Origin of the sequence: Microcoleus sp. B4-C2, from assembly GCF_036705265.1 — a bacterium.
Lineage (GTDB): Bacteria > Cyanobacteriota > Cyanobacteriia > Cyanobacteriales > Microcoleaceae > Microcoleus.
In genome coordinates this window covers 95,656-109,174 of sequence record NZ_JAUBUB010000002.1, presented here as the reverse complement: position 1 = coordinate 109,174, position 13,519 = coordinate 95,656, and the positions used below count along the sequence as shown (strand labels likewise).

Genomic DNA, 13,519 nt, shown 5'->3' with positions numbered 1-13,519 from the left:
CAGAAATAATCAGCGCTCAAGACAATTTTTTTCCTGTCCCTACTCCTCCACCTCAACCTCGCAGCAGTTGCTTAATAGTCCCGACCAATTCTTGAGGGTGAAATGGCTTGGCGATGTAAGCGTCGGCTCCTTGTTTCATTCCCCAATAGCGATCGAACTCTTCGCTTTTGCTCGAACACATTACTACAGGCAAATTTTGGGTTTTAGGGTCGCTTTTGAGCCTGCGACAGACTTCGTAGCCGTTCATCCGGGGCATCACGATATCCAGAACGACTAAATCTGGGCGGTTAGCCTTGATTTGCTCTAGAGCTTCTACGCCATCACTCGCTACCGTGACGTTGAGTCCTCTACCTTTGAGCAAGTCGGCGATCATCTCCCGCAGAGTGACGCTATCATCAACAACCATAACTGTACTCATAGAATAATCCCTACCAAGTTTCTGGGTTGAAACGTTCTCATTAACGTTTACACTAACGTTCACCTTCAAAGGTGTCTTTTCCTGATTGAGATTGCGATCTGCTAAATGTAGTTTACCCACTTTTGCTGATTTCTCAATCATTTTCTGAGTAATTACGGCAAAATTTAAAGATCCGCGCAATCTCGGTTGACACACGAGGCTATGTCCGTTAGTCTATCATTTTCTTTCTCAAATGGTACTATTATCAAAAAATCAGGGTATAGCTTGGTTGTGCGTTTCCCGTTGAGGACGGCGGCGCTCGGCCGCGTGCATCAACGGGAGCATCTCAATGAAAGCAGCCCTCCGCTAGAAATTGGAGTTTTGAGGCAGAAGGCAGGAGGCAGAAGGCAGGAGGAAAGAGGAAGAAGGAAAGAGGAAGAAGGAAAGAAGAAGAAGGAAGGAGCTAGAAGAAGTTTTTTTCCAAATATGAGATGCTCCCTGCATCAACATTTGTCTAATTAGGATTTTTCGTACCTAAAGCCGATAGTTTTTGGTCGTAGAGCGTGTCTAAAACGACCGGGCGTTGGCGGTAGCTGTGACCGGTGTTTTTGCAGCCATTAGCAACGATTCCCAAGACGGAAGCTCCAGAAATTTTTAATTCTTCTAAAACTTTGCGAACTTGCGCTCGGTCCGTTTGCCCAATTTGGACGACCATAATCGTAGCGTCTGTGTGAGCTGCGATCAAGTGGGTGTCTGCCAAGCCTGCTAGTGGCGGGGTGTCATAAATTACTAAGTCAAAAAATGCTTGAAATTGCTCCATCAGATACTGCATTTTTTTGGAAGAAAGAAGCTTGATCGGATCGGGGGGAATTTGGCCTGCGGTGAGTACAAACAAATTTTCTTGGTTCGGGGCTCGTTGAATCGCGTCGTTGAGGCTGATATCTGTGGAGATGGCATCGCCCAGGCCACGCACGTTCGACAGTCCTAACTTAGCGTGCAGTTGGGGGCAACGCAAATCTGCATCTACTAACAATACTCGCTGTCCTACGGCTGCTGCTGTGGCTGCTAGGTGCAAAGCTACTGTAGATTTCCCGTCTCCGGTTACGGCTGAGCCGACTAAGAGCGATCGAATTGCCGTGCCTGCACTCAGCAAGTGAATGTTCGTGTATAGGGATCGAAATGCTTCTAAAAATTGATAGTCCAAGTCGCTCAAAATACTTGGTGCCCCGCTCATCGAACCAGTAGGTCTAGCTTCGACCTGTTCGACTACTTCCACTTTCGAGTTCGATCGAGCCGATGTTAGTTTTCTCTGTCTGGCTGGCGGTCTGCGCTTGACTTTCTTGGTAAACGGAATCACCCCGAGTATTGGCAATCTTGTGGCCATTCTGAGTGATTCTGGAGTGTGGAACACAGTATTTAGTACCTCTACGAGCAAGCCGACGGCTATGCCCAGCAGACTGCTTAAAATTACTGCCAGCGCTAACTGTTTTCTGGTTTGTTTGACGGTAGCTGTTATAGGGTTGCCGAATTTGTCTCGCGGAATTTCCGGAGGATTTATCAGCACCCAGGGTATTTGCTCCTGAGCCGCATCAATTCGCAAGGCTTCTCGTTTTGCCAAGAAGTCCGACAAACTCTTAGTAACTACTTGCAGTTCTCGCTGTAAATTGTCGTATTGTCGGGTTGTAACTGAAAAGTTTCTAATTTTTTGGTTGAGAGCATTTTGCACAGCGGTCATTTCACGATCGCGCGCTTCAATTTCTTTGATTTGGGTCTCTAAATTTCCCATCACCACTTCTTTTGCTTGTTGAGTGGCGGTTAAAATAAGTTCTTCCCGACTTTTTCGCAGCGCTAAAACTGGCAAACTGTCTTCTCTGTACTGAGCTAATTTCATTGACAATTCCGAGTCTATTCTCTGAATTTGACCTAAGAGTCCGCCGTAAGCTTGTCCTTGGGTAATCAGCAGCCCCTGGGGATTATTTTCCTTGAGTAGTTTTTCATAGCTTTGGTAGAGGTTTCGCATCCCTTTTAGCTGAACTCTGATTTCTACTTGCTTGCCGCGAATGCTTTGAACTTGTTCAGACAAAGATTTTCCCTCTATCTGAGGTTCAAATAAGTTGCTCTGCTGCCGCAGTCTTTGGACTTGCAATTGCAGAACTTCTACTCTTTCTCGGAGCTTGGGAAGCTCCGTATCTATAAATTTAATACCTTGATTAATGCCCATCAGCCGTTGCTGCAAGCTGTAGTCTAGATAAGCTTTAGAAATTTTGTCCAATACGTTGTTAATTTTTTTTCTGTCTGCATCTTTGTAGCGAACTTGTAAAATTTTTGTGCCTTGCTGTTTGCCATCTTTCGTGTAGCTGATGCGGTTGATGGACATTTTTGAGATCAGTTCCGTATAGGTCATTTTGGGATACCACGCTCGCAATTCCTCAAGCACGGGCTGCATCAATTTGGGGCTACGCAAAATCCTAATTTGGGTTTCGTAGTCTACTAAGCTAATTCCTTCTATATTAATTCTTGCTAAGTCGGCAGCTTGGGTGTTGTTTAATTGTTTGGACAGCAAACCTTCAGCAGTGGCGGGTTCTACTAACAGGGAAAAGGAGCCTTCATACTCGATCGTTATGCTTTTAGAAGTGGCGACGATCGCTGTTCCTGCCAGGGCGCTCAAAGCAATGGTGGCGGCTGCCATGACCGGGAAGCGACGGCGCACGACGCCTAAGAGCCAGGACAAGTCTAGCTTTTCTTCTTCTCTCTCCTCAACAAAGTGATCTCTGTAGTTCTGAGCAGATAACTCCGGCAGTTTGCCATTCGATTTGGGTGTGAAGGGTTGGTAATCTTGTCTGCTATCCATATTCAGCCTGGGTATTTTTGAGGTTGATATTTTTGAGGTTGATATTTTTGAAGCGGCCAGGTCGCGGCTGGGTAATCTTATTGTTTAGTTTATTCTAGCCTTTGCCAGGAATTATCCACCTCACCCGCCGCCTTCTTACCTGAATAAAAATCGGATAACGTTTATAAAATTTAACACTCCCGTCGCAGGCCCGACAGGTCCGATTACAGCGTTCATGCGATCGACAAAATTGACGAGACCCCTGCGAGATACGATAATCATGTCGTTGTTGCGAAGTTGAGGATTGGTTTCTTCGTTAATTCCTTGAGTTAAATTGACTTCGATCGTCCGTTTAGTAGCTGTACCGTCGTTATTGAGGCGGACTAGCTCAACTTTATCCCTTCTAGCTCTGGTATTCTCGTAGCCAAAAAATCCTCTGGAAACTAAAGCTTGATTCAGTGTGGCATTAGCTGGGAGCCTCAAGGGATCGAGGGATGTTCTGAGTTCTCCTACTACAAAAACGTTAATGCCGACGGGGGCAAAGTTAGTGCTAGCGAGTACGCCAGCTTCTGCCGGGTTAACGATCGTAGCTTTGGGCACGATGATCGTGTCTCCCTCCTGGAGGATGGTATCTTGGGCGCCGTCCCCGGACTCTAGGAACTGCCACAGGTTGACTGGGATAATTTGTTCACCTCTTCTGGTGACGCGCCGCACTTGGATTTGCCGGATGTCGGCATCCGATGTGATGCCACCAGCTAGCTGAATAGCCCGGATGACGGTGGGGAAACCTTCGCGGCTGAGGTCGTTGGTGGTATTGCCACCGATCACGACGTAAGCCCCGGGGCGGGTGACTTGACCAACGATGGAGATCGATCGAGGTTTTTCTGGGGGTGGCGAAAAGTTTGCCGTCGCAAATTGACGAGCTTCTGCTTGGTTGAAGTTGGCGACTGTGGGAATCACGATTGTGTCTCTGTCTTGCAAAATGATGTCTTGAGAGATGTCTCCTTCCTCCAAGAATTTCCACAGGTTGACATTGAGCACTTGATCGGGGCCGTCTCGTTGGGGACGGCGGACGCGGATGTTGCGGATGTCGGCCACACCCGTGACGCCTTCTGCGAGTCTGATCGCTTGGGTGACAGTGGGGTACTGGACACTCGGCGCGGCTCCCGGGCCAGGAGTTAGGGTAATGGTGAAGTTTCCGGGCCTGGTGACTTCTCCGATGACGCCGACGTTGAGGGGGCGGGCGGCGACGAGGCTGACTGTGACTATGGGGTCTTTGAGGACGCGGCGGTAGGCGTTGCGGATGATGTTGGTGGCTTCTACTAAGGTGCGACCGCGGATGGAGACCAAGCCGATCAGGGGCAGGTTGACTGAACCGTCGGAAAGGACTTCGTAGCCACGGCTAAGTTCGGGTACTTCGAGTATTTCTACTTGGATGCGATCGCCACCGCCGAGTTTGTAGCTTTCGGGCGATCGCCTAACGGGCGCAACATTCTGGGCTTGGTCTGCGCCTAGCGGGATGGGAAGTTGTGCCGGGGTGATCCTGGCATCAGCGAGGACACTGGAAGCAAACAAGACAACACCCACAACCGACGGGGCTATCTGCCTTGGAAAATGGGTGTTAACCATACACCACCTAATTTTATTGACTATGATTTATATAAGTGTAGCCTTTTTAGTGCTGGGTAAAAAGCTCATTATTTTAAGCGATCGCCGAAAAAACGATGCTGTATTTTTGCTTTATGCCTAATTTATGTGTTAGCGTGGTTGCGGGTTGACGGCTATATTTTATATCTATATAATTTGATATTGTTGGTGATAAAGGAAAGCAATTATGAATCAACCAGTGTCTCTACCCAATATGCTGAGAGAGCTGATTTTAGGTAGTTTTTCATTGACTTTGATGCTACTTGCTATAGTCGGGATGGCAACTATACTATTATTTCAATTTGCCAGCTATAAAAAAATCGGTTTGGCTTTAGAAAAAAGCTTTGCTGGTCTTTATATTTTTATCTCTCCCTTTTTGATACAACCTCCTTTTAATTACTTGCATTTTGTTAACTTGAAAGATCCAGAAGGGGGGATATTAAAACTAATACCTTATTTTTTTTACCCCTGGGTAGTATTAATTTTGATTTCAAGAATTAAAATTTTTATGAGCAATTTCATAGATATTCTTGCCAAAATATTGATAATGAATCCTTTCTTTTTACTTTATATATTACTTCCCTTACTGTCTACATTATGGTCTCTAGTTCCTGAAGAAACGCTAAGAGCAAGCCTAGCTTTCTCAGGATTTACTGCTTTCGGGTTTTACATTGCAGCCCAATATAAATGGGAGGATTTATCTCGTTTCTGGCGGTGGGGATACACGGCAATCGGTTTGGCAAGTTTTGTAATTAAACCCCCTGGAGCAGGCGATTTTGTTGGCTTGACCCAATCTAAAAATTCTTTGGGGGGAGTCTTAGCTCTCTGTACGGCATTTTGGTATTTGCATTATTTTCAAGGAGCTAAAACTCAGAAAGATCGCTGGATTGCTTTGGGAATGATGTTCTTTTCATTTTACCTAGTAAGGGCTAATAAATCGAGCGCGGCTCTAGTGATTACAATCCTATTAATAATTGCAGTGTCGTCACTAAACTTTCTACAAAAATTAAGTTTTCAGTGGGCCTTTACTGCGATTATATGTTTCCTGGTCGTCAGCATAATTATGACTGTTTTTGTAGTAGACAACCTAGAGGATATTATTGTAGGTGGCTTAGGCAAAGACTTGACTCTAACTGGGCGGACAGAATTCTGGCCGCAGTTAATTGCTGCGGTAAATCAGCGCCCCTGGTTTGGCTACGGATACGATGGATTTTTTCAACAAGATAAGCTAGGATCGGGTACTCCGGCTTATTTTATTTATACTCCTAATGGATTTCAACCGAAAAATCCTCACAATGGCGCGATCGGGATCTTGTTAGCCTTCGGTTGGCCGGGATTAATTTTAATGATGACTTCCTTGCTGCTCAATTTAGCTTACGCAGTTCGGTATTTGAGTCGTAGCACTCTGGAAGAAGCGGGAATACCTATTTGTTTTCTAGTCTCTATTATTATAAGCAACATCACAGAAAGTTATATTATAGAGATAGCAAATCCTTGGCTGAGTTACGCAATGTTGACGGTTCGACTGGCGATAGATAATGCTAACAATAGTTCTAACAGTAGCACCAGTAGCCCTCAAAGGCGTTCTTTAGCTCGCACTGTCCATTGAAGTAAGCATTGGGCGGATCGTGGGTCAATTTGGGGAGCATCTCATATTTGTAAAAACACTTCTTCTGGCTCCTTCCTTCTTCCTCTTTCCTCCTGCCTCCTGCCTCGTGCCTCCTGCCTCCAAACTCCAATTTCTAGGTGGGCTGCTTTCATTGAGATGCTCCCTCAAGTTGTGATATGTTGTTATAGGACCAACCAGTCTAATTTTGCGAGATTGCCGACCCTGCCAGAACTGCGTTTGTGTTTTGTAAAGATTTAAAATATTCTGATGCTAGATAAGTTAACTGCGGTCAGTAAAAGGCTCGGCCCTAATCTGCGCCAGGTACTCAGCAACATAGCTTGGCTGTTCACTGACCAAATCTTGCAGATGGGTCTAGGTCTGTTTGTCGGTCTTTGGGTGGCTCGCTATCTTGGTCCGACACAATTTGGATTGCTCAACTACGCGATCGCCTTTGTGTCGCTGTTTAGTTCGGTGGCAACGATGGGGTTGGGTACTCTGGTAGTGAGGAATATCGCTCGCGACCCAGAATGCAAAAATGAGACCCTGGGAACTGCCTTCGGACTGCAATTTACTGGTGGCTGCATCACTTTGTTGTTAACTGTCACCGTGATTGCGCTACTCAAACCCAACGACACTCTGACTCGGTGGCTGGTAGGTATCATCGCAGCCGGAACTATCTTTAATGCTTTTGAGGCTATCAATTTTTGGTTTCAGTCCCAAATCCAGTCAAAATATACAGTGTTGGCTAAAAATTCAGTATGTTTTTTAGTTGCTGCTGTCAGAATTGGGTTAGTAACAATTAAAGCCCCCCTGCTTGCCTTCGCCTGGGTTAGATTGACAGAGGTCGCATTGGTAGGAATCGCTTATGTATATTTTTATCAGCTTACGGGGAATAAAATTAAGGATTGGCACTTCAGTTGGGAAAAGTGTAAGGAACTGCTATCGGAGAGTTGGCCGATAATTTTGTCGGGATTGGCAATTTATCTTTACTCGAAAACCGATCAGATAATGCTCGGTGCGATGAATCAAAATGCTCAACTGGGCTATTATGCTGCCGCTGTTAAAATTTCGGAAATCTGCGATTTCTTGCCGATGATCATATCCAGCTCTATTTTCCCCAAATTAGCGAATTTGAGAAAGACAAATTATGAAGAATATCTAAATAAATTTCAAATTTACTCGGATATTATGATATTTTTCTGGTTGGGAGTGGCGATACCGATATCATTACTTTCTCCCTGGATAGTGCATCTGCTTTACGGGGAGAAATATGCGAAGTCAGCAGCGGTACTGGCTCTCTATGTTTGGGCGCAATTTGGCAGTAACTTTGGAGTAGCACGGAGTACATATTTGAACATAGAAGGTCAGTTGCGCTACGGTCTTTACTTGACTGTAGTCGGATCTATTTTAAATGTAGGGTTGAACTTTTTGCTGATTCCTAAGTATGGAGCTTTTGGAGCAACGGCAGCTACTCTGATAACTTATTTTTACGTGATTATATTAGTCAATTTCTTGATTAAGGAATTGCACCCCTTCGCAAATTTTATCTGGCGTTCGCTTAACTTATACAAGGCAGCTTGTAGAATCCGAGGATTAGTAAAGTGATTCAAATTAAACCTAAAATCGAACAGCGATCGAATTGCCCCTATTGTGGAACAGAACTTAATCCGAAAAATGTTCTGTGGCACGGTATCCACATTGTTCTAGACTCTAAGTGCGAGGGATGCGGCAGCGAGATAATCGACGATTTGAGAGTAGGTCATGGAGTGAAAAACTACATCCAAGTTAATTTAATAAAAGGAGAAATTTTTGCAGCCGAGGATTACAAGAAGGAATGGTTAGGCCAACCATTACTTAATTCACTCCAAAATCCTCAACCGGAAAAACTTGAGATTGTAAAAGAAATTTTTAAACCCTGCAATCGGGTAATTATCTTAAACTGTATCGATCATCTTTATGGTCATTCCCTGCTCAAGTTGCTAAATGCACAAAGGCACTTAGAATGCAACTCGGACTACGGGTTAGTTGTGATAGTTCCTAAGTTTTTAAGGTGGATGGTTCCTGATGAAGTTGCAGAAGTCTGGACCGTACCTATTTCTTTAAAAAATGGTCAGAATTACTATCCCAGCTTCGCCGAGTTTGTTGAAGAAGAAACTAAACGCTTTGATGAAATTTATGTCAGCGAAGCTCATTCTCATCCCAGTCAGTTCGACATCACGCGCTTTACTAGAGTTCCAAAACATAACTTTGAGAACAAAGAAATAAAAATTACTTTTATTTGGCGCGAAGATCGTTTATTAGTTAACCGTTTGCTGTTTCGAGTGCTTAGAAAAATAGATCAAAAAGCAATGTCACTGCCATTGCAAAATTTAAAAATTCAGCAGTTATTTGAGAAGATCAGGTTGCAAGTACCAGAAGCAAAATTTGCAGTAGCTGGTTTGGGGACAAAAACTAAGTTTCCAGAATGGATTGAAGATTACAGAGTGGATAGTTTTAATGAAAAAGTTGAAAAGGAAATATGCGGTATTTATTCACAAAGCCGCTTAGTAATTGGTCTTCACGGCTCTAATATGTTGCTACCTTCGGCTCATGCTGGTATGACAATTGATTTGATAGATGAGCGTTGGGGGAACTTTGCCCAAGATATTTTATACCAAGAACGTGACCCGAGAATGGCTAGTTTTCGCTATAGATTTTTGCCCTATCAGACTAGCAATGATACACTGGCATTCATAGCGGCTGTGATGGTTCTGAATTGGTCTAAGTTTAAATCCCAGATGACTGCTGATGTTATATAACATCGGGCTAATTAGACCTACTACCGAATCCGCTAGCCTTCAACTATTTTCCGTGTTATAAATATGGATGAACTTGTCAATGTTGTGAAAATCTTTGACATTTTTTCTCAACCATTTTTCATCATTGTCCCACCACTTAAACTTCAGCAGAAAATCAATCTTTTGTTCATCAAACCTATAGCGAATAAGTTTGGCCGGAATTCCTCCATATATAGCATAAGGTGGCACATCTTTTGTGACAACGGCTCCGGCTGCGATAATGGCTCCATCACCAATAGTTACACCATCTACAACAATAACATTTGAGCCAATCCAAACATCATTGCCGATATGGACAGTTTTTTCCTCTTCCTCAAAATATTTTTGGTCTACAAAGGTTGTCCCTACTAGCATCTTTGGCGAATAAAATATCGGATGGCTGGAAACAAAATTTCCCACAGGATGTACGCCTAAGCGAATGATGCAGTTTGGCCCTATCGAACAAAAATTGCCGACAACACCATTGAAAATTCGCGTATTATCGCGCACATAAGTGTAAGAACCAATGACAGAACCTTCTATGGCTACACGACTAGACACACTAACATTGTGACTGATAGTTGAATTTGTAACCAAAGCCATATAGTCTTGATAAAAATTATTATATTTAAACTTGTTTTTCCACCAATTGACTAAAAATCGCAGATATTCAGTGATTGGATTTTTGAGTATAGAACTGAGAAATGTTGAGATTTTAGACATGGTTACTAATTACTTAGTGAAGGTTAAATATTGTGTTCCCACATAGCTTATTTAATTTTTTCTTGATGCGCCTGATTAATGGGGGATGATAATCATAAAATGTATCTTGAGTGAATTGATCCGCTACAAAATTTCGGATCGCGTGGTTGGGATGCTTTAAAGGAAAGGTCATTGCTTCCGTTGGCATATTACTGTATATACTATCTTCTCCTGAAGTATGGGTGGCTTGACTGCCAAATCCAATATTAGAAATTAAATTGTTTTCTGGAATAATAGCAAGTCCATTTTGAACCCAACAAGTAAAAAGCCATCTAAAAAACCAATTGTTGACAGTTCCATCATAGGAAACCTGAAAAGCACTATCCCAAACTTTTACAGATTGAGGATTAGCTAATAAATTTTCGAGAAAACCTGCTTCCCGAAGTTGAGGCCATAACTTCATGTCAACATCATAGTATTGCCATGCTCTGCGCCAAGTCGCCCATCCCCAACAGTTACTAAAACGGGAAAAATAGTAACTGTCTTCTGTTCTTTTTCTACCAAATTGTAAATTTACGCCAGCGATTGACATAATCCGTTTGTCATCTCGATAATGCTCTAATAACTGTTCACAAAAAGGGAAGAAGTTCGGGTGTGGCAAACAGTCATCTTCGAGTATAATTGCTTCTTCTACGGTATTAAATACCCAGTCGAAACCGCTAGAAATGCGATCCCTGCAACCTAAATTAATCTCTGAATAATTTTTCAGAACTTCACAGTCCCAATCGACCCGATCGATAATTGCACGTACAGCGGCGCACTTTTCATCTTCCCCAGGTTTGTTGGCACGAGGGCCGTCAGCAATTACTAACAGCTTAGGGGGTTTAACTTGTCGAATAGCCTCGAAGACTTTTTCAGTAGTATCCACTCGATTGAAAACCACAAAAACAATGGGACTTTTTGTATGATAATGTGGCATTTAAACTGTTCAACTCCTACGAGTATAAATATTTTTGCTTAGTACAACTCATCAATATTATGAATGTGCTAGGAAGTTTGCAGGCTTCGCTTGTTAACTTAAGTTCTAAATTCCAATTTATCACCAAAAAGTTCGCGGGTCAACTATAATACAGCAATAGTTTACCCAGACAGACTTCTAGGACTGACGCTCTTAAACTCTAAAACCTTGATACCCCCACCCCGTTGCCCAAGTGGGGAACTCTTAAAGCCCCATTGTGAAAAGGGGGGGGGGAGCGACTGCGTAAGCCATACTTTCATTTTTGTAGCGACGGTTGCAACCGCCGAGCGAGTGGTAAAATAAAACACTGTTACTTTTAGCCTTACCTATCGTTAAAAGCAGCAAAATTGGGAATAATGAACCGTACTAAAATCGCCGCCCTTTTAACTTGCTTCAACCGCAAAGAGAAAACATTAGCTTGCTTAGATGCTCTTTTTAAGCAGGCACTTCCAGCCGATGTTGATATTTTAGCCTATCTAGTCGATGACGCCAGTACCGATGGCACCAGCGAGGCAGTTCGTCAAATCTATCCTCAAGTCAATATTTTTTCCGGCGATGGTAACTTATTTTGGAACGGCGGAATGCGTGGGGCTTTTACCGAAGCAATGAAAGATGATCCCGACTACTACCTATGGTTAAATGATGACACTCTTATTTATCGAGACACCGTAAGTGTATTGCTAGAAACAACTCAAAAATTATCAGAAAAAGGAGAAACAAAAGCCATCATTGGCGGTTCTACCTGCGACCCCGAAACGGGTAAAACAACATACGGAGGTGTGGTGCGAAATAACCCTTTGCACCCCTTCCGATATGGTATCCTCGAACCAACAAAAGAGCCTCAGATGTGCGATACTATGCACGGCAACTGCGTATTAATTCCCCGCAGTGTTGTGCAAAAGGTCGGCAACCTCGATCCGGCTTTTGTCCATTATATTGGCGATTGGGATTATGGTTTACGAGCCAGACAGAAAGGATGTACAGTTTGGATTTCTCCTGGCTATTTAGGCACTTGTTCTCTCAACCCCCAAGTGATCAAAACGGCTGCTGATAATTTAAGTGAAGGATTGGATAAAATGAGCAAACCGAAAGGTTTATCATTCAAAGATACTACCCTGCAACCGGCTCAAGAGTGGAAAGTATTTACTCAGCGGCATGGTGGCTGGTTGTGGCCAATTTATTGGCTGCTACCTTATCGCAGGTTAGTTTGGCTTTCAGTGTTGAGTAAACTGGGATTGACTAAAAACAAAACTCAAGGTGAATAGGATGGTTGATAGAAATGAACTCCGCATTGCTTGGCTTGTCCCGGAAGTGGAACTGGGAGCTTACTGGCAGCCTGTTTTGAGGGAATTTACGAAATTTTTTAAGAATACTGTATTTTATACTGGTCGTGTTTGGTCTGGGTTCGATCCGACCCTGCCGGGAGCATCGGCAATTCAGTTGGTAGGGGAGACTAAATTTGTCGAGACGGAAAAGATAGAAACAGGATACGATCGCGGATTCATTGTAGTATCGCCTAGTATTATCGGCTATTTGCTAAAATTTAGACCTCATGTGGTCTTTCCCCAAGCTTTCTCTTTGTGGACTGTAATTGTTGCGTTTTTAAAACCGCTACTGAGGTGGAAAGTTGCGATTATTTACGATGGTAGTTCCCCAAATACAGACTTTCGAGATTCCAGTTTTAGGACATTTGTGCGCCGCATCCTTGTGCGGTTTGCCGATGCTTTTGTTGCCAATAGCAATGCGGGTAAAAAATATCTGATGGAAGTTCTAAATGTACCGGAGGATAAAATTTTTACCCGAACCTATCTCGTACCTGATGCGGGAGCTTTGCTGAAACGATTAGATCAAACTCAGCCCCCCAACTTGCAGTTGAAACGCCCGATTTTTCTGTATGTAGGGCGCATCACGGCTAGAAAGGGAATTAAAACGCTTTTAGAAGCTTGCGCTCTTCTTAAAAGTCAAGGTTATGTTGATTATTCGCTGTTGATTGTTGGCAAAGGAGATCAGCGAGAAGAACTGGAAACATTTATTAAAGAGTGCGATTTTGAAGAGCAAGTAACGTGGGCGGGATGGGTAGAGTATGGAAATTTAGGTGCTTATTTTCAGCAAGCTGATATTTTTGTGTTTCCTACTTTTGAGGATGTCTGGGGTATGGTTGTACCCGAAGCGATGGTTTTGGGAAAACCAGTCTTGTGTTCAAATGGTGCAGCTTCCTGTGAGTTAATTATGTCAGGCGAGAACGGTTATATTTTCGATCCTAGCAGTGCTAAAGAGTTAGCGGAGAAAATGCAAGTTTTTCTAGATGCTCCTAATTTGATTGAGTCGATGGGAGAGCGTTCACGACAGATAATTTCTCAAAAAACGCCTGAAACAGCAGCTAAGGCTTACGTCGAAGTTACATCTTTTTTGATGGAGAATAGGTTAAGCAAGTTCGGCAACGGATGAGTGTAAACAATTTAATGGAGATATGGAAGAGGGAAGAGGGAAAATTTAGAAA

10 protein-coding genes are annotated in these 13,519 nt (G+C 43.4%); 5 read left to right on the top strand and 5 right to left on the bottom strand.

Features of this window, described 5'->3' with window-relative positions:
* Nucleotides 1-52: 52 nt before the first annotated feature.
* The 3 genes from QUB20_RS01615 to QUB20_RS01605 all read right to left on the bottom strand — a co-directional run bounded on the left by QUB20_RS01615 (nt 53) and on the right by QUB20_RS01605 (nt 4,856).
* Nucleotides 53-418, bottom strand: a complete 366-nt coding sequence (locus QUB20_RS01615) for a response regulator transcription factor (RefSeq protein ID WP_039886668.1) — start codon at nt 416-418, stop codon at nt 53-55.
* A gap of 493 nt (nt 419-911) precedes the next feature.
* Nucleotides 912-3,248 carry a polysaccharide biosynthesis tyrosine autokinase gene (locus QUB20_RS01610; RefSeq protein ID WP_333057254.1) on the bottom strand — a complete coding sequence of 779 codons (2,337 nt, stop codon included), beginning with the start codon at nt 3,246-3,248 and terminating at the stop codon, nt 912-914.
* A 135-nt stretch (nt 3,249-3,383) separates the two neighbouring features.
* Nucleotides 3,384-4,856, bottom strand: a complete 1,473-nt coding sequence (locus QUB20_RS01605; RefSeq protein WP_333236465.1) for a polysaccharide biosynthesis/export family protein — start codon at nt 4,854-4,856, stop codon at nt 3,384-3,386.
* 343 nt (nt 4,857-5,199) lie between these two features.
* Here QUB20_RS01605 and QUB20_RS01600 point away from each other — a divergent pair, with 343 nt between their 5' ends.
* The 3 genes from QUB20_RS01600 (at nt 5,200) to QUB20_RS01590 (ending at nt 9,281) form a co-directional block, all read left to right on the top strand.
* Complete coding sequence (locus QUB20_RS01600; protein ID WP_333291110.1) at nt 5,200-6,483, top strand: O-antigen ligase family protein; 1,284 nt, start codon at nt 5,200-5,202, stop codon at nt 6,481-6,483.
* A gap of 267 nt (nt 6,484-6,750) precedes the next feature.
* Complete coding sequence (locus QUB20_RS01595) at nt 6,751-8,088, top strand: flippase (protein ID WP_333242528.1); 1,338 nt, start codon at nt 6,751-6,753, stop codon at nt 8,086-8,088.
* On the top strand, nt 8,085-9,281 hold the full coding sequence (locus tag QUB20_RS01590) for a hypothetical protein (RefSeq protein ID WP_333242531.1): 1,197 nt from the start codon (nt 8,085-8,087) through the stop codon (nt 9,279-9,281). Before QUB20_RS01595 ends, QUB20_RS01590 begins: the two co-directional genes overlap by 4 nt.
* 39 nt (nt 9,282-9,320) lie before the next feature.
* Here QUB20_RS01590 and QUB20_RS01585 read toward each other — a convergent pair whose 3' ends face one another.
* Both QUB20_RS01585 and QUB20_RS01580 read right to left on the bottom strand, forming a co-directional pair.
* The gene (locus QUB20_RS01585; protein ID WP_333233840.1) at nt 9,321-10,022 is read right to left on the bottom strand and encodes a CatB-related O-acetyltransferase; all 702 of its coding nucleotides are present in this window, start codon (nt 10,020-10,022) and stop codon (nt 9,321-9,323) included.
* Nucleotides 10,023-10,035: 13 nt separating this feature from the next.
* On the bottom strand, nt 10,036-10,980 hold the full coding sequence (locus tag QUB20_RS01580; RefSeq protein WP_333236473.1) for a glycosyltransferase family 2 protein: 945 nt from the start codon (nt 10,978-10,980) through the stop codon (nt 10,036-10,038).
* A gap of 395 nt (nt 10,981-11,375) precedes the next feature.
* Between QUB20_RS01580 and QUB20_RS01575 the strand changes: the two genes are divergently transcribed.
* Both QUB20_RS01575 and QUB20_RS01570 read left to right on the top strand, forming a co-directional pair.
* Nucleotides 11,376-12,284, top strand: a complete 909-nt coding sequence (locus QUB20_RS01575) for a glycosyltransferase family 2 protein (RefSeq protein WP_333242534.1) — start codon at nt 11,376-11,378, stop codon at nt 12,282-12,284.
* 1 nt (nt 12,285) lies between these two features.
* On the top strand, nt 12,286-13,467 hold the full coding sequence (locus tag QUB20_RS01570) for a glycosyltransferase family 4 protein (protein ID WP_333242536.1): 1,182 nt from the start codon (nt 12,286-12,288) through the stop codon (nt 13,465-13,467).
* Nucleotides 13,468-13,519 lie beyond the last annotated feature (52 nt).